Raw genomic sequence first — 15,494 nt, forward strand, 5'->3', positions numbered from 1 at the left:
CCACTCTCCCTTTACTCGAGACCGGGATCAGCCTCAGGAGGGGGCAACGGTTGCCCGGAAGGCGGAGTCTGCGGCGCAGACGGCACAAGAGACTGTGCCCCACCGCTTGGAGGTGCGAGAGGAATGGGGGAATGCGTATCCGGAGCCAAAGGCACCGGCCCCCCTTCAGAGGACGGCGGGGAATGAGACTGATCATCCCCTCCTTCTTCCTCTGGTGCATTTGTGTCAGTGAGTTGCGGCGTTTTTATGGCCGGCAATGGGCCCGCATCCGGCGCAACCTTGTCTCCAGCGCAGGACACAACACGCACATCATACAGGGGGCTGCCATAAGTCGCGACAGACGGTTCATTCTGCAGCATCCACCCATCGAACGGCGCACGCGCAGAATCTCCCGTGTCACGAAGATGCAAAAGAACACCCGCATCCGCCGGAAGCGTCTCAGGCCGACTGACACAGGCTTCAACAGCCACGGAAAGCGTCCCGTAAGTCGCAGTCCCGCCGACCGGAACAGTCAACGTCTCGATATGTGCGTCCAGACGGTTCAGAACACGAATAACTGCCTGTGTACGACCCTGCCAAAGATCAGCCGGATACATTGCCGGAGGTGCAACCCCAACTGCAGCCTGAGCCCATGATGATGCGCCAACCATCAGAAGCACCATACCAACAGAAAAAGAACGCTTAACCATCATCACTCTTTTCCCTTGGCAGTCGGATCCACAAGATCTGCCAGCATCGCCGTAAAGGACCGACGCATCGCCTCAGGCGAAACGCCCATCAGAATTCCATCCTCAAATGCATCCTGAAGAGCCTGCCGAAGCTCGGAATCATTTTCCCGCAGCACGCGCACCTTCTCAACACAGGCCACCGGCTGCCCATCGTGATCCAGCCAAGGGAAATCAGCCGATGTCACGGCTCGTCCGACAAGCTGCCAGCAGGCTTCTGCATTTGAGCACCCTGCGTCTTCTGGGCCTTCTGGAGCGTATCCGTCACGGAAAAAATGAACTTGCTCAGAAGCTGTTCCAGACTGATGGACCCCTGCGTCTCCGTCAGAGCACCACCAGCCTTAACCGTTGCATCGGCGCCCCCAGGAGACAGCGCAATATATTTGCCGCCCAGAAGGCTATCAGACGTAACGATCGCAGCTGAATCCGTCGGCAGCTTCACATCAGGCGACAACGTGAACGTCACCTTCGCCTGAAAAGTCTTCGGATCAACCACTTCCGACGTCACATGCCCAACCGTAATACCCGCAAGACGGACATCCGAACCGACATTCAGACCATCAATCTGGCTGAAAGACGCATGGACCTGGTAGCCCCCATCATTGCTCTGATGATGCCCCAGCATGGCCAGAACAAGCATTCCGGCCAGAAAAACCAGCACCAGCAGTCCGGCAAGCAGTTCCAGCCGGTCCTGACGAGCGGCAGGACGCGCTGTTCCCATGGCTGCGCTCATGACGTCACCTTCGAAAAAATCATTTTCCTGCACTAGCGGACTCCGTGGCGTCCGTCCAACCCTCCCTTGAGAAACAGAGATCATCCCCCTCTGAAAATGTTATCCCCCATATCCCCATGTTCCCACCCATTAACACGGCAAAATGGCTTGTTTTCCGGCTTCCGAGCCGCAGAGACGAAGCGTAGATTCGCAGCATGACAGCCCGTCTTCACTGGACCGGCGTTCGGATGCGAACGCTTCGGGTCACGACCGATCCGGACGACAGCGCCACGCGCTCCGTCACCCTTCCGGCTGCCTGGGAGGATGATGCCGCCCAGGCTCTGACCCAGATCACACAAAGTGGTGGTCCTCTCCGTCTTTCAACGGAGGCTGCACGCTGGGTTGACATGATTGACGCCTGCCCACCACTCCCGGGCACACCAGCCAACACCCCATCACCGGGTCGCAGCCTGTCATGTCTTCTTCTTATGCGACAACTGGCTCCCAATATTGCCCTTTGGGAACGCCATACCGACGAAATGCCCGGCTTTATCGTTCGCCTATCCGGATTCGTGCAGGATGATGGCTTCGCGCCCGAACATTTTGTCGCCTGTCTCAAGCTGGCCTGTGATTCCCTGCGTCGACTACACGCAACCACACGGATCGAACGCACCGGCGAACTTCCGCTATTCGACCTGCCAGTCAATCCCTCAGAAGAATCCGCTGGCCTTCTTCTTCTCACGGATCTGGATGCCTGCCTGGCTTCCATGGGGCTGGATTATGACAGCGAAGACGGACGCAATGCCGCAAAGGCCATTGCCGCCCTCGCTACAAGCATAGCCCGCGCGGGCACAGACCTCCCCTTGCCCTCCATTCCGGAATGCAAGGCCCTTCCCGATCTTCGAGGACTGGCCGCACAAGCCTGCGCAACCCAGGAAGGGCGTCACCTGTCCCCGATTGAAACAGGATTTTCCGCTCCCGGCGCCGTAGATGCACTTCTTGGTGTGGAAGCCTGCGGACTGGCTCCTGTTTTCTCCCCACTACGGGATGACGGTCACCTCCGTGCATCAACCCTTGCGCGCCTCGCGCATCGCGGATTGACCCCGGAATCCGCCCTGGCTCTTGCTCTGGCTGGCGAAACCCCTTTGCCACCAACACGCCCGGAAGCTCACGCTGCGATGCACCGCTTTCTGGAAAAATCCGTCGATTTTCTACCAGAACTACCCGAACCGGAACTTGCCAACCTCAGGGCAAAGCTGGAGCGCGGCGTGCGTCGACCACTCCCCATGCGGCAGACAGGGTTTACACAAAGAACCGCCATTGGCGGACACAACCTGTTCATGCGCACAAGTGAGTTTGAAGACGGCACGCTGGGAGAAATCAGCATTATCCCAACCCGCGAAAGTCCCATGGCCCGCGGCCTCATGGACTGCTTGGGTCAGGCCGTCAGCATTGGCCTGCAATTCGGCGCGCCCCTTGAAGCTTTTGTGGAGCGATTCGCCTATACGCGCTTCGGTCCTGCCGGAACGGTCGAGGGCGATCCAGGTGCGGCTTACGCCTCATCCATGCTCGACTACGCCTTCCGCACATTGTCCGAAGCCTATCTCGGACAGCATATGCCTGACGCTCCCCAGATTGAACCCAGCTCGGAAGATCCGTCTCCCATGCTGCCATTCGATCACTCTTCAGGCGATAGCCCACGCGGGCGACGGCTCAGACTGGTAAGTTGATGAAGAAATGGCGTCTACAGGCCTTCGCGTGGCTGGAATACATTGACAGCCCGCGGACTCGTCGGTAGCTAGCGCCTGCGTTGAGAAGGAATCCGGATATTTTGCCCGGGTGAGAAGGATGCGCACAGGGTAAGGGATCAGACAGCGTGGCAGACGCCCCTTCCGATGAGAACGGTTCTTTCGATGAGCGCCTGAAGCGCGCAAGGAAGAAGCTTGACCCTCGGGCGGAAGAGTTTTCCACAAAGTCCACCGACGAAGACACATCAACTTATGCGTCTTTCGGTGTTGCGATCCGGGTTGGAACCGAGCTTGTTGCCGGTCTGGCGGTTGGAGTGGCGTTAGGTTACGCTCTTGACCGCTGGCTGGGTTACAGGGTCTTGTTCCTGCTGCTTTTTGCCCTGCTGGGTTTTGGTGCCGGCATGATGAATGTCTGGCGAGTGTTGAATGGGCCGGGCATGGTACCCGAGCCAAAAGATGACGGGAGAAGCCAGCGTGGCAGCCGGATCGACGATTGACGCGCTCGGACAGTTCGAGCTCCATCCGGTTCTCGGATCTCTGGGCGAAGCTTTGCGGTTCTCACAGTCTCCACTGTTCATGCTGATCGCCGTTGTGCTGGTGCTCGCATTCCTCTTCATCGGAATGCGCCCGGCCTCCGTCGTTCCCGGTCGTCTCCAGGCCGCAGCCGAAATCGGCTATGACTTCATTCACGACCTCGCCATCGGCACAATGGGCGAAGAGGGCGCAGCTTTCTTCCCATTCGTGTTCGCTCTGTTCTTCTTCATTCTGGCCGGTAACTACCTCGGCCTTCTCCCCTTCTCCTTTACCTACACGAGCCATATCGCAGTCACACTTGCGCTGGCCGTCACGGTATTCCTGATCTCGATCCTGGCTTCCCTGCGTTTTCAGGGCCTGGGCTTTTTCAAGCACTTCATGCCGGCCGGCGCCCCTGTATGGCTGTCACCGCTGCTCGTGCCGATCGAGATCCTGTCTTTTCTTTCTCGCCCCGTCAGCCTGTCGATCCGTCTGTTCGCCAATATGGTGGCCGGTCACGTTCTGCTCGAGGTGTTTGCCGGCTTCACAATCATGCTCGCCGGTCTGGGCTTCTTCGGTCATATTCTGGCCGTTGCCCCGATCGCGATCAACATTGCGCTGACGGCTCTGGAATTGCTGGTGGGTGTGCTTCAGGCATACGTTTTCGCCATCCTCACCTGCATCTATCTGCGCGAGGCCGTCGCTCACTGAGCGCGGTTTGGCACAACCCCTGTATCGACCCTAAAGGAACCTGACCATGGACGTTCTAGCCGCTCGTGAAATCGGCGCCGGTATCGCAGTAATCGCCCTCGCAGGCGTCGGCATCGGCCTCGGCAACATCTTCTCGACGCTTGTGAGCTCCATTGCTCGCAACCCGGCTTCCCGCCCGCACGTTTTCGGCCTCGGCATGCTCGGCTTCGCTCTGACGGAAGCTGTTGCTCTGTTCGCGCTGCTGATCGCCTTCCTGATCCTGTTCGCCTGAGGTCGAACATGCACCGCACGCCACGTCTTTTCCTGTTCGCCGCTCCGCTGGCGGCTGTGCCGGGCCGAGCTGTGGCTGCGGGCATGCCCCAGCTGAACGTCCATGATCCGCTGCTGATCGGACAGGTCGTCTGGGGAGCCGTCATCTTTGCCGGCTTCTACATTGTCCTCAGCCGCTCCGCTCTGCCGCGGATCGAGCGCGTGCTGTCCAACCGACGCACCCGCATCCAGAATGATCTCGATATTGCCCGCCGTGCGAAAGCAGAGTCCGACCGTGCAAGCGCCGAACTTCTGAGCACCCGCCATGAAGCGGCCGCACAGGCCCGGGCCAATGTAGAGCGCATCCAGAACGAGGCTCGCCTCAGCGCCGAAGCGCACGCACGGGAAACCGCAAAGCGTCTCGAAGCTGACGTCGCGAACGCCGAAGCACGGATCGCCCAGTCCCGCGAACAGGCTTTGTCCAGCCTGCCCGCAATCGCTACCGGTACCGCCCAGAACCTCGTTTCCCGCCTGATCGGGGACCAGGACGAGCAGACTATCGCCAGCGCCGTCAAACGCGTCAGCGCTTAAGGAGACGACGATGTTCCACGAACCCCGTTTCTGGACCGCCCTGGCTTTTGTCCTGTTCTTTGTGATCTTTGGTCGCAAACTCTGGACCGTGATCACCAGTCATCTCGATGCCCGCGCCGAGGGCGTCCGTCGTGATCTTGACGAAGCAGCACGCCTTCGTCGTGAAGCCGAACAGATGCTGGAAGATGCCACCCGCGAACGCGAGAAGACGCTTGCTGAAACGCAGGCCATGATCGCCCGCTCTGAGACGGAAGCAGCTGCTCTTGCAGAACGCGCCCGTCACGAAGCAGAAGCAGCAGCTGCTCGTTACGAGAAGATGGCTCACGATCGCATTGAAGCCGCCGAACGTGCTGCCATTCGCGAAGTTCAGGAACGTGCGACGGCAATCGCAATTTCCGCAGCACGCGACGTTGTGGCTTCCCGTCTTTCCGAAAGCCCGGACGTTGCTGCCCAGTTGATTGAGCAGAGCATTCAGAACCTTCCGGAAGCTCTCCGCCGTTCCGCGGCCTGAGCCTATGACTGCCCTCCGCCCATCGCAGGCCCCCGTGACTCTTTCGATTGTCATGGCGGTATTGAACGAGGCGGAGAATATACTCCCGGTGTGTCAGGAACTCGCAGAAGTTCTTGACCGCCTTCCGGAAAATACTGAAATTGTCGTTGTTGATGATGGTAGCACAGACGCCACCGTTCAGAAGCTTCTCGAAGCCCGGCAACAGTATCTTCCAAATCTCAGAATTATCAGCCACCCACGACGCCTTGGAAAATCCGCAGCCCTGAGAACAGGCGCAACCGCGGCCCATGGGGAATGGATGGCCACCATCGATGGTGATGGGCAGGACGATCCGTCTTCCATTATCCGGATGCTGGAACTGGCCCGCACAGCCAACACTCAACCTCCGCTTGTTGTCGGCGTACGCCGCAAGCGGAACGACAGATTGTCGCGCCGCGTCGCCACAAAACTGGCAAACGGCCTGCGACGCAGACTTCTGAACGATGGCTGCCCGGATACCGGCGCACCCCTCAAGCTTTTCTCTCGTGAGATGTTCCTGCGTATTCCGCAGTTCGAGGGTGTCCATCGCTTCCTGCCAGCCCTGCTCAGGCACTACGGTGCACCGCTGATCTGCCATGAGGTCCAGCATCGTGCGCGACTGCACGGTTCATCCAAATATACCAATTTCAATCGGGCCCTTGTTGGTATCCGCGATCTGCTGGGTGTCATGTGGCTGCAGAACCGTACCCACCTGCCCGATCATCTGACCGAACACTGATCCATCCACGATCGGGGATGGTCTTTTGGTCCGTCTCCGTCCACCATTCCGTGATGGACCGGAACGGAGCCTCACCATGAAACTGACATTCCGGCACTATGCCCTCCTTGGGCTGGTCACCTTCCTGCTTGCTCTGTCAGGACGCATGACGCTTCCTCCGCTTGATCGCGACGAGCCGAGATACATGGAAGCCTCGGAGCAAATGCTGACCTCCGGTAATTTCGTGGATGTCCGTTTTCAGGATAAACCCCGCTACCTTCAGCCAGCAGGCATCTACTGGCTTGAAGCCTCTTCAGCACAAATCGCCAAAACATTTCTGGGCCCAGACGTTCTCAGAAAAACGTGGCCCTACCGTATTCCAAGCCTTCTCGCAGCCACACTCATTGTTCCACTCACTGCCTGGATGGGAACGGTCCTGTTTGGCGCAACTACGGGCCTGATGGCTGCTGGCCTCCTGATGGTCTCAACGCTTTTCGTTGCCGAGAGCCATATGGCGACGATCGACACTGTCCTGCTGCTCGATGTCCTGTGCTTTGAAGCGATGCTTCTGCGAGCTTTCCTCGATCGCCAGAAAAATATTCCCACTCCGGTTCTGGTTGCCTGCGGTTACTGGTTGGCTCTAGGCGCAGGACTTATGCTCAAAGGGCCAGTCGTTCTCATTCCCGGCTTCGGCACTCCTCTAGCGCTCTGGGCCGTGGAGCGAGACAAAACATGGTGGTCCCGCCTCCGCCCCCACTGGGGCTGGCTCCTCATGCTCGCCGTGGTCGTTCCCTGGTGCATCGCAATTGACGTCGTCAGCCATGGTGAATTTTTCTCACGCGCCATCGGCCGAAACTTCTTGGGTAAAGTCGCGCACGGCCAAGAAGCACACGGACTTCCTCCCGGCTTCCATCTTGTCGTGTTTGCACTGGCTTTCTGGCCCGGATCGCTCTTCGCAGCTCTGGCCCTACCCGCCATCTGGAAAAACAGAAAACTTCCACAAGTCCGTTTTCTGTTGAGTTGGATTATTCCCCACTGGGTCGTATTCGAACTCATCGCAACAAAACTACCGCATTATGTTCTACCCACCTATCCAGCCATTGCCATTCTGACCGCAGCATCCCTGACCGTCTGGTCAGTCCCCACATTGTCTCGATGGGGCAAGGCCGCTTTAGGACTATACGGCACTCTCTGGGCTATTATTGGAATAGCCTTCTGCGTTACCGGAACGATCCTGCTTTACAAGATGGAGCACGTCTTTTCCCTGCGTGAAGGCCTAGCTCTCTGCGGCACACTGCCCTTGATGGGAGCCGCAATTTTTCTGCTGCTGAGCCAACATCGGCAACAGGCCGCCTTCTGTGCAATGGGCGCCGCAGTCATTGCACAGGCAGGTCTTTTCCTGGCTGTAATCCCCAACCTGCAGACAATCCGTCTGGCCCCACGGGTAGCCGCCCTTTTCGAAGACGTTAAACCCTGTGACCAAAGCGTGCTGGTTTCCACGTCTTACTCCGAGCCAAGTCTGGTTTTTCTTGCAGGTGAACAAACCCAGTTGCTCGGCCCTGAAGCAGCGGCTCTTTACTTGCAAAAAAATCCAAAATGCACGCTCGCGCTTGTTGATCGAAAAGACGAGACTATTTTCAAAAATGCGCTGGGAAAAACCGGAATGAGCGTCGTCGAATATGGGCGCGTCAAAGGCCTGAACTACTCAAACGGCCATCACCTCGATCTGGGCCTCTTCGCCCCGGATTGACCTACACAAGTATACCCGCACCAAGTGCACAAACATCCCGCCGTTAAAGAAAACACCATGGTGGAGCTGAGGGGAATCGAACCCCTGACCTCCTCATTGCGAACGAGGCGCTCTCCCAACTGAGCTACAGCCCCATGGTGTTTGTGATAGTTCTGACAGAGAGTGTTTCTGTCAAGCATTCGGGGAGAGAGTTGTCCTCTCCCCGAGAGACAGATACAAAACCCGCTTCTGCCCGACTGCTGTCGGGTCTTTCGCGACTGCCGACGAGGTTTTCAGCATGCTTGCCCTGCACGCCATTATCCTGATGATCATTCAGGCCTTCGTCTGGGCCCTTCTGGCTTACTGTATCCTGTCCATGCTTCTGGGCTTTGGCGTTCTGGATATCCGTAACCGGTTTTTCTATTCGCTGTTCAACACACTGGCCCGCGTTGTCGAACCTCTGCTCTCTCCTATCAGGAACATCCTGCCCAGTACGGGTGGCATGGATTTCGCCCCAATGATCCTGTTGCTGCTGATCCAGTTCCTTGTCTATCCACTTGTGAACCGTGTCTTCGCAATGCTGATCTATCACCCGGCCTTCTGAACCCTACCTCACCGCGCGCCACACTTCTTCCATTGCATCGGCAAGAACGTCGTGCGGTTCACTCCACTGCCCATCATGGGCAGGAGGTTGCATCCAGACACGCCATCCCTGCCCTGCGTCCCGTTCGATCCGCACCGACCAATCCTCAGGCAAACGACTGAGAACGCGCTCCAGACGCACCTGGCTGGTGAGCGGCTTGGCATAATTATGCCCCATAACAATAGCCCTTCTTCAATCAGACATTCCAAGTCTAGAAGACCATATTAACGGCAACTTCCGGCATGATGGCTCTAGACGCATTATGCCCTGTAAATGGGACGATAACCCCGCCAATAAAACCCATGGTCGGGCTCCAGTTATACTCCATTGCTGGACCAAGGTTGTAAGAGCCTGACCAGGACGACCGCGTATGCACCACCTGTGAGGTTTTACGGTATTTTCCAGTCAGTTCAGTCGAGCCAGCCCAAGTGCCATAAAGATCCAGAGACATCACCCAGCTTTTTGTCAGGCCATATTCGAAAGACGCCCCTTCGTTACCAAACGTCCCGGGGTGGGCAGTTCCCAAAAAGCCAGTCGATGTTCCGTAGCTGGTTATATCGTGTAAATGAGCCGTTGTGAGAGGCTGCCGCCCCACAGCCCAAATCCGTAACCGTGCAACGTGCCCCATAAGCCGATAGACAGACTGGCTTTGGAACCCGAAGCGCAAAAACCAGACACCCTGCCCCACACCATTTTGAGACTGCGACAAACCAGAATAATTCCCCGTAGGAGCAATAAATCCCAGATAAGCCGTCACCGAGGGCCGATACCGTGCCGGACGCGCTGTCAGAATATTATAATGAAGTTCAATTGGCAGATCATTGAACTTTACGCCCGTACTGCTCTGACCTTTTCCCCATCCATAGGAAAATGTCGGTAACGAATAGATCGAAAGCCGATCCGTCAGACCATATTTGATCAATGTGTATTGAGACACTGACCTCTGAGCTGTGACAGGCCGGATTTCTCCCTGCGCATCGAACCGCCCCGAAGGGATGGCCCCCTGAAAATACGGTTCAACAGCAAGAGCACCAGCTTTTGTTTCTGCTGGAGAGGGTGAAAACAAAGATCCCGTATACCATTGCTCAGGAACAGTCTGAGAAGCCGAAAAAGCCCTTGAAACTGACAAACTCTCCAAACAACAGAAAACAGCAAAAAGGAAGGAGAAAGTACGAATATTGATGTCGAAGCACCATTATGTTGGTCGATGGAACAAACTACCTCCACCATACGCAACTTTCGACACACCTCAACTCTCAACCAACCCTTCGTGCCTTCATATTTTTGAAATCCGGAAATTCAGAAACCTCAGGCTGTCCCACCAACCGTCAAACCCGAGAGTTTCAGCGTCGGTTGCCCCACGCCAACCGGCACACCCTGTCCGGCCTTTCCACAGGTCCCGATCCCGGGATCAAGCGTCATATCAGACCCAATCATGGAAATCTGGTTCATGGCATCTGCGCCGTTACCAATCAGAGTGGCGCCCTTCACAGGCCGCGTCACCTTTCCATCCTCAATCAGATACGCCTCTGACGCCGCGAAAACGAACTTCCCGGACGTAATATCAACCTGACCACCGCCAAAATTGACCGCATACAGACCCCGCTTCGTTGAGCGGATCATCTCTTCCGTAGTCGCGCTCCCTTCCAGCATGACGGTATTCGTCATCCGGGGTATCGGCGCATGGGCATAAGACTCCCGCCGACCATTCCCGGTCGGAGACACACCCATCAGGCGTGCATTCAAACGGTCCTGCAAATACCCCGTCAGAATACCGTCCTCGATCAGAACCGTGCGACCCGTCGGCGTTCCCTCATCATCAATGCTCAGCGACCCACGACGTTCCGGCAACGTGCCATCATCAATAACCGTCACGCCCGGCGAAGCCACACGCTTTCCGACCATCCCCGTAAACGACGATGTCCCTTTGCGGTTGAAATCCCCTTCCAACCCATGACCCACAGCCTCATGAAGCAGAATACCTGGCCAGCCCGGACCAAGAACCACGTCCATTTCACCAGCTGGTGCAGGAGCCGCATCCAGGTTCAGAAGCGCCTGCCTCAGCGCCTCATTTACAGCGGCTTTCCATGTTCCGGCATCCAAAAGCCGCGACAGCTCGTATCGACCGCCCTGCCCATGCCCACCACTCTCACGGCGACCATCTTTTTCCACAACAACCGACACGTTCAGACGCACCAGCGGCCGCAGATCAGCAACCCGGCCACCAGCATCGGCCCGACGCATGATCTGCACAGCCTGCCACTCGGAACTCAGACTGGCGCTCACCTGCACAACACGCGAATCCAGTGCTCGCGCATATGTATCAATCTCGCCGAGAACCGCCGCCCGCGCCGCAAAATCCGTGCCTTCCAGAGGTCTGGCATCAGCATAAAGCCGCTGGTTTGTAGCGCGTGGTCCGGGCGCCATAATGCCACTACGCCCTTGTCGCACAGCCCCAACCGTGCTCACCGCACGCGCAAGAGCCTCCTCACTCATTTCGTCCGAATGAGCAAAAGCCGTTTCGGTCCCGAGAACCGCGCGCAAACCAAACCCGGAAGACGTCGTGAAGCTGGCAGACCGGATCGTACCATCATCCAAAGAGATGCCTTCGTTCTCGCGATATTCAAGAAACAGCTCCCCATCATCCACGCCTTCCAGCCCCTGCGCGACCAGAGCCTCCGCGCCATCCCGCGTCAGTCGGGATCCAGGGCGGTCGAAAAACAGGGCATCCGTTGTGGCAAGAGCCCCCAGCGCTTCTGCGGCAATGGACATGGTCTTGATCTCCTGGCTGAGAGGGCGAAACGAGGTTCAGAGATAGTGTGCGAGAGGCTGAAGAGAAGAGGGCAGGCTCAGGACAGAGCCTTTTCCAGTCTGCAAAGCGCTTCTTCAAGGATTTCAGGCTTCTTGCAGAACGCAAAGCGGATCAAGTTTTGCGGAGCAGCCGGACCGTCAGGATCGTAGAACGCAGAAACAGGGATGGTCGCAACACCGGCCTGCTCAACCAGCCATTTTGCAAACTCTACATCCGTTCGCCCCTGCGCATGGCCCGTAATGTCTGCCACGATGAAATAACTTCCATCAGCAGGCAACGTCTCAAATCCCAGACGATGCAAACCATTCCGCAACAGATCCCGGCGCAGTTCCAGATCAGCTGACAGACCTTGATAATACTCATCGTCCTTGTTCAGACCATGAGCCACCGCCCGCTGAAGATTAGGAGCCGTGGCAAAAACCATCACCTGATGCGCCTTCGCAATCACAGACGCTAACGCAGCGGAAGCAGTCACATACCCGACCTTCCACCCCGTCAGAGAGAAACTCTTCCCCGCACTGCCAATTCTCATGCATCGTTCGCGCATGTCCGGCAGCGTCATCAACGGAATATGTTTCACGTGGAACGTCAGGTGCTCATACACCTCATCGCAAACCACATACGCATCATGGTCTCGAACCAGTTCGGCAATCAGATCCAGCTCTGCCCGCGAAAAGACCTTCCCAGCCGGATTCATGGGAGAGTTCAGAATCATCGCTTTGGTCTTCGGACCAAAAGCGGCTCTGAGCTCCTTTTCCGGAAGATCCCAGTGCGGTGGCTGCAAACGCACACATTTCGGAACAGCCCCGATCAACTTCAGCATGGGAAGATAGGTGTCATACAGCGGCTCAATCAGGACCACTTCATCGCCCGCTTCCACAACCGCCATCAAACAGGCTGCCAGAGCCTCCGTCGCACCAGACGTCACAACCACTTCCGTCGCGGGATCAATCTCCAGCCCATAGAAACGCTGGTTAGACGCTGCAACTGCTTCCCGTAACTCAGGCAACCCGGTCAACGGGGCATACTGGTTCCGGTTATCCTTCAAAGCCTCGGCGGCAACCGCGATAATATCCGCAGGCCCCTCCGTATCCGGAAACCCTTGCCCCAGATTGATCGCATCATGCTTGACCGCAAGCTGGGACATAACCGTGAACACAGTTGTGGGAAGTGACGAAAGATAGCGATTGGGCGTTTTCATGAACCGGGACTTTGACAGGAGCAGAAAGGAATTTTCACCATTGCAGGAGGAGCGTCGTGTGAAAAGCCATTCCGTCCTTGAAGGGCGGCTCTAAACACTTGCCCCATGATGACACAGATAGAAGCCCACTTGCCTTGGAAATCATAAAGTTTTCCCGATCGGACAACACAGAACAGGAAACATTCCTCCCATACCTTATACGACCGAAAGCCATACCCGATCAGTTCAAACCCCGTTTCCGGACATTTCCTTTCTTCAAAAGATGATAAAATGAAGCGCTGTGTCGTACTCGACAGATGGGAAATTGTCCCGTAATCGTTTTGAAGCCGTTCACACGATGCAAGGCGACAGATCGATGGCCAGAAAAGCCCCTACTTCTTCCACCGCCAAGCCGAAAGCCGCTGCTCCGCGCCGCGCTTCCGCCAAGGCAGCAACACCCAAGACCACAGCCGCAGCTGGCAAGCCGCCGGCACCGAACCCCGCAGCCGTAGCGCGCGTTTTCGAAATGATCCAGGAGCACGCGGCTGAATTCGTCGATCTGCGCTTCACCGATCCCAAGGGCAAGTGGCACCACACGACCCAGACAGTCTCCACCATTGAAGATGATACCTTCGTTGAAGGCTTCATGTTCGACGGTTCCTCCATCCAAGGCTGGAAGGCCATCAACGAGTCCGACATGGTCCTGCTGCCGGATCCGGAAACGGCCGTCATGGACCCGTTCTCCGCGAAGCCGCAGCTCATCCTGTTCTGTGACATCGTCGACCCGAAAACCGGTGGTTTCTACAACCGTGACCCGCGTTCGACTGCAAAGCTCGCAGAAGCCTATCTGAAAGAAGCCGGCTTCGGTGACACGGCATTCTTCGGTCCGGAAGCTGAGTTCTTTATCTTCGACAACGTGCAGTTCGGCACGGGCCCGAACTTCGGCACGTACCAGCTCGACAGCATCGAAGGCCCGGGCGCATCCCTGAAGGCCTACCCGGAAGGCAACATGGGCCACCGCCCTGTCGTCAAGGGTGGCTACTTTCCTGTCCCTCCAGTGGACAGCGAACATGACCTGCGCGCCGAAATGCTCTCCACGATGGGCGAAATGGGCCTGCCGATCGAGAAGCACCATCACGAAGTTGCACAGTCCCAGCATGAGCTTGGCACGAAGTTCGCAACGCTCGTGAAGTCCGCTGACTTCATGCAGATCTACAAGTACTGCGTGCACAACGTCGCCCACTCCTACGGCAAGACGGCCACGTTCATGCCGAAGCCTATCGCAGGCGACAACGGCTCTGGCATGCATGTTCACCAGTCCATCTGGCGTGACGGCAAGCCAACATTCGCTGGTGACAAGTATGCGGACCTGTCTGATGAAGCCCTGTACTACATCGGCGGCATCATCAAGCACGCGAAGGCTCTGAACGCCTTCACGAACCCGTCCACCAACTCCTACAAGCGTCTGATCCCGGGCTTCGAAGCGCCTGTGCTGCTCGCCTATTCCGCAGCCAACCGCTCCGCTTCCTGTCGTATCCCGCATGCGACGAACCCGAAAGCAAAGCGCGTTGAAGTCCGCTTCCCGGACCCGATGGCAAACCCGTACCTCGCCTTCGCTGCCATGCTGATGGCTGGCCTGGACGGCATCCGCAACAAGATCCATCCGGGCGACGCCATGGACAAGGATCTGTACGAACTGCCGAAGGAAGAACTGGCCCAGATCCCAACGGTCTGCGGTTCGCTCCGTGAAGCCCTCGAAGCCCTCAAGGAAGATCACGCGTTCCTTCTCGAAGGCGGCGTCTTCACCAAGGACCAGATCGAGAGCTACATCGACATCAAATGGGCAGAAGTCTACAAGTTCGAGCACACGCCGCATCCGGCAGAGTTCGAAATGTACTATTCGGTCTGATCCGAACAGACATCTGTCAAACGAGAAAGCCCGGCCATCGCGCCGGGCTTTTTTGTATGCAGTTTCCCTGCTACGGCATCCCTTATGATGCACCCCGCCTTCGAGGCTTTCTCAACTTCCATTCTGTCGGTTCTGGATATCGCCGGCACCGCTGTGTTCGCCATCTCAGGAGCACTGGCGGCCGCGCGTGAACGCCTGACGATCCTGACATTCATGTTCTTCGCCGCCATCACAGGCGTCGGAGGCGGTACCGTCCGCGATCTGCTGATCGGAGCCCCGGTCGCATGGATGCACAACTCCACCGGGATCACCGTCTGCATGGTCTGCGCACTGCTCGTCTGGTTCACCCCCGGGCGCCTCTGGTCAGAACGCGCCGTGGACTGGTTCGATGGAATGGGCATTGCCGCTTACGGCGTGTACGGAGCAGCCAAAGCTATTGCTTACGGCATTCCCCTCGTTCCGGCAGCTCTTATGGGCATCGTCAGCGCCTGCATGGGAGGTATCTTTCGGGATGTTCTGGCAGGCGTCCCATCCATCATCATCCGCCCTGAACTCTACGTGACGGCCGTAGCCCTCTCCTCATGCAGCTATGTGCTTCTCACCACACTTGGCCTCAGCACAACACTCGCAGCAGCAATCGCCATTACGGCCGGTTTTGCCCTGCGTGCCCTTGCTCTCATCAAAGGGCTCGGACTTCCTCACTACCGGAAATAACGCCACCCCAG

The 15,494-nt window shown here is 57.3% G+C and carries 18 protein-coding genes and 1 tRNA gene; 11 read left to right on the top strand and 8 right to left on the bottom strand.

Features of this window, described 5'->3' with window-relative positions; translation table 11 throughout:
* Positions 1-11: 11 nt before the first annotated feature.
* Genes HKD32_RS03575 through mlaD form a run of 3 tightly spaced genes read right to left on the bottom strand, consistent with a single transcriptional unit; the run spans position 12 to position 1,458 of the window.
* Positions 12-692 (bottom strand): DUF2155 domain-containing protein, encoded by a 681-nt coding sequence (locus HKD32_RS03575; RefSeq protein WP_228118762.1) that lies wholly within the window; start codon positions 690-692, stop codon positions 12-14.
* Positions 692-913, bottom strand: a complete 222-nt coding sequence (locus HKD32_RS03580) for a hypothetical protein (RefSeq protein ID WP_010504509.1) — start codon at positions 911-913, stop codon at positions 692-694. The genes HKD32_RS03575 and HKD32_RS03580 overlap by 1 nt, the downstream gene beginning before the upstream one ends.
* Positions 910-1,458 (bottom strand): outer membrane lipid asymmetry maintenance protein MlaD, encoded by a 549-nt coding sequence (gene mlaD / locus HKD32_RS03585; protein ID WP_061929143.1) that lies wholly within the window; start codon positions 1,456-1,458, stop codon positions 910-912. Before mlaD ends, HKD32_RS03580 begins: the two co-directional genes overlap by 4 nt.
* A gap of 194 nt (positions 1,459-1,652) precedes the next feature.
* Between mlaD and HKD32_RS03590 the strand changes: the two genes are divergently transcribed.
* The 8 genes from HKD32_RS03590 (at position 1,653) to HKD32_RS03625 (ending at position 8,246) form a co-directional block, all read left to right on the top strand.
* Positions 1,653-3,167 carry a TSCPD domain-containing protein gene (locus tag HKD32_RS03590; protein ID WP_061929099.1) on the top strand — a complete coding sequence of 505 codons (1,515 nt, stop codon included), beginning with the start codon at positions 1,653-1,655 and terminating at the stop codon, positions 3,165-3,167.
* 146 nt (positions 3,168-3,313) lie between these two features.
* Positions 3,314-3,682 (top strand): AtpZ/AtpI family protein, encoded by a 369-nt coding sequence (locus tag HKD32_RS03595; protein ID WP_010504503.1) that lies wholly within the window; start codon positions 3,314-3,316, stop codon positions 3,680-3,682.
* Positions 3,660-4,409, top strand: coding sequence for a F0F1 ATP synthase subunit A (locus tag HKD32_RS03600; RefSeq protein ID WP_010504500.1), 750 nt, complete (start codon positions 3,660-3,662; stop codon positions 4,407-4,409). Before HKD32_RS03595 ends, HKD32_RS03600 begins: the two co-directional genes overlap by 23 nt.
* 46 nt (positions 4,410-4,455) lie before the next feature.
* On the top strand, positions 4,456-4,680 hold the full coding sequence (locus tag HKD32_RS03605; protein ID WP_010504497.1) for an ATP synthase subunit C family protein: 225 nt from the start codon (positions 4,456-4,458) through the stop codon (positions 4,678-4,680).
* Positions 4,681-4,688: 8 nt separating this feature from the next.
* Positions 4,689-5,249 carry a F0F1 ATP synthase subunit B family protein gene (locus tag HKD32_RS03610; protein ID WP_061929101.1) on the top strand — a complete coding sequence of 187 codons (561 nt, stop codon included), beginning with the start codon at positions 4,689-4,691 and terminating at the stop codon, positions 5,247-5,249.
* A 10-nt stretch (positions 5,250-5,259) separates the two neighbouring features.
* The gene (locus HKD32_RS03615) at positions 5,260-5,760 is read left to right on the top strand and encodes a F0F1 ATP synthase subunit B family protein (protein ID WP_023944425.1); all 501 of its coding nucleotides are present in this window, start codon (positions 5,260-5,262) and stop codon (positions 5,758-5,760) included.
* Positions 5,761-5,764: 4 nt separating this feature from the next.
* Positions 5,765-6,517, top strand: a complete 753-nt coding sequence (locus HKD32_RS03620; RefSeq protein ID WP_194257558.1) for a glycosyltransferase family 2 protein — start codon at positions 5,765-5,767, stop codon at positions 6,515-6,517.
* A 76-nt stretch (positions 6,518-6,593) separates the two neighbouring features.
* Positions 6,594-8,246, top strand: coding sequence for an ArnT family glycosyltransferase (locus HKD32_RS03625; protein WP_010504488.1), 1,653 nt, complete (start codon positions 6,594-6,596; stop codon positions 8,244-8,246).
* A gap of 58 nt (positions 8,247-8,304) precedes the next feature.
* Here HKD32_RS03625 and HKD32_RS03630 read toward each other — a convergent pair.
* Positions 8,305-8,380 (bottom strand) — tRNA-Ala (locus tag HKD32_RS03630).
* Between the two features lie 143 nt (positions 8,381-8,523).
* Here HKD32_RS03630 and HKD32_RS03635 point away from each other — a divergent pair.
* On the top strand, positions 8,524-8,829 hold the full coding sequence (locus tag HKD32_RS03635) for a YggT family protein (RefSeq protein WP_010504486.1): 306 nt from the start codon (positions 8,524-8,526) through the stop codon (positions 8,827-8,829).
* A 3-nt stretch (positions 8,830-8,832) separates the two neighbouring features.
* Here HKD32_RS03635 and HKD32_RS03640 read toward each other — a convergent pair whose 3' ends face one another.
* The 4 genes from HKD32_RS03640 to HKD32_RS03655 form a co-directional block, all read right to left on the bottom strand.
* On the bottom strand, positions 8,833-9,045 hold the full coding sequence (locus tag HKD32_RS03640) for a hypothetical protein (protein ID WP_023944421.1): 213 nt from the start codon (positions 9,043-9,045) through the stop codon (positions 8,833-8,835).
* A 34-nt stretch (positions 9,046-9,079) separates the two neighbouring features.
* Positions 9,080-9,934, bottom strand: a complete 855-nt coding sequence (locus tag HKD32_RS03645) for a hypothetical protein (RefSeq protein ID WP_061929105.1) — start codon at positions 9,932-9,934, stop codon at positions 9,080-9,082.
* 242 nt (positions 9,935-10,176) lie between these two features.
* Entirely contained in the window at positions 10,177-11,640 is a 1,464-nt protein-coding gene (gene tldD, locus HKD32_RS03650) for a metalloprotease TldD (protein WP_061929107.1), read from the bottom strand.
* A 77-nt stretch (positions 11,641-11,717) separates the two neighbouring features.
* Positions 11,718-12,881, bottom strand: coding sequence for an aminotransferase (locus HKD32_RS03655; RefSeq protein ID WP_061929109.1), 1,164 nt, complete (start codon positions 12,879-12,881; stop codon positions 11,718-11,720).
* Between the two features lie 505 nt (positions 12,882-13,386).
* Between HKD32_RS03655 and glnA the strand changes: the two genes are divergently transcribed.
* Both glnA and HKD32_RS03665 read left to right on the top strand, forming a co-directional pair.
* Positions 13,387-14,769 carry a type I glutamate--ammonia ligase gene (gene glnA, locus HKD32_RS03660; RefSeq protein WP_023944416.1) on the top strand — a complete coding sequence of 461 codons (1,383 nt, stop codon included), beginning with the start codon at positions 13,387-13,389 and terminating at the stop codon, positions 14,767-14,769.
* An 84-nt stretch (positions 14,770-14,853) separates the two neighbouring features.
* A complete protein-coding gene (locus tag HKD32_RS03665) occupies positions 14,854-15,483 on the top strand; it encodes a trimeric intracellular cation channel family protein (RefSeq protein WP_061929111.1) in 630 nt (209 codons plus the stop codon).
* Positions 15,484-15,494: the final 11 nt, after the last annotated feature.

The sequence above is a fragment of the Gluconobacter japonicus genome, from assembly GCF_015244665.1.
Lineage (GTDB): Bacteria > Pseudomonadota > Alphaproteobacteria > Acetobacterales > Acetobacteraceae > Gluconobacter > Gluconobacter japonicus.

Excerpts from the sequence above, each read along its gene's own strand:
- HKD32_RS03575 (WP_228118762.1), bottom strand. The coding sequence starts at position 692 with ATGATGGTTAAGCGTTCTTTTTCTGTTGGTATGGTGCTTCTGATGGTT.
- mlaD (WP_061929143.1), bottom strand. The coding sequence starts at position 1,458 with ATGAGCGCAGCCATGGGAACAGCGCGTCCTGCCGCTCGTCAGGACCGG.
- HKD32_RS03590 (WP_061929099.1), top strand. The coding sequence starts at position 1,653 with ATGACAGCCCGTCTTCACTGGACCGGCGTTCGGATGCGAACGCTTCGG.
- HKD32_RS03605 (WP_010504497.1), top strand. The coding sequence starts at position 4,456 with ATGGACGTTCTAGCCGCTCGTGAAATCGGCGCCGGTATCGCAGTAATC.
- HKD32_RS03610 (WP_061929101.1), top strand. The coding sequence starts at position 4,689 with ATGCACCGCACGCCACGTCTTTTCCTGTTCGCCGCTCCGCTGGCGGCT.
- HKD32_RS03615 (WP_023944425.1), top strand. The coding sequence starts at position 5,260 with ATGTTCCACGAACCCCGTTTCTGGACCGCCCTGGCTTTTGTCCTGTTC.
- HKD32_RS03620 (WP_194257558.1), top strand. The coding sequence starts at position 5,765 with ATGACTGCCCTCCGCCCATCGCAGGCCCCCGTGACTCTTTCGATTGTC.
- HKD32_RS03625 (WP_010504488.1), top strand. The coding sequence starts at position 6,594 with ATGAAACTGACATTCCGGCACTATGCCCTCCTTGGGCTGGTCACCTTC.
- HKD32_RS03635 (WP_010504486.1), top strand. The coding sequence starts at position 8,524 with ATGCTTGCCCTGCACGCCATTATCCTGATGATCATTCAGGCCTTCGTC.
- HKD32_RS03640 (WP_023944421.1), bottom strand. The coding sequence starts at position 9,045 with ATGGGGCATAATTATGCCAAGCCGCTCACCAGCCAGGTGCGTCTGGAG.
- tldD (WP_061929107.1), bottom strand. The coding sequence starts at position 11,640 with ATGTCCATTGCCGCAGAAGCGCTGGGGGCTCTTGCCACAACGGATGCC.
- HKD32_RS03655 (WP_061929109.1), bottom strand. The coding sequence starts at position 12,881 with ATGAAAACGCCCAATCGCTATCTTTCGTCACTTCCCACAACTGTGTTC.
- glnA (WP_023944416.1), top strand. The coding sequence starts at position 13,387 with ATGATCCAGGAGCACGCGGCTGAATTCGTCGATCTGCGCTTCACCGAT.
- HKD32_RS03665 (WP_061929111.1), top strand. The coding sequence starts at position 14,854 with ATGATGCACCCCGCCTTCGAGGCTTTCTCAACTTCCATTCTGTCGGTT.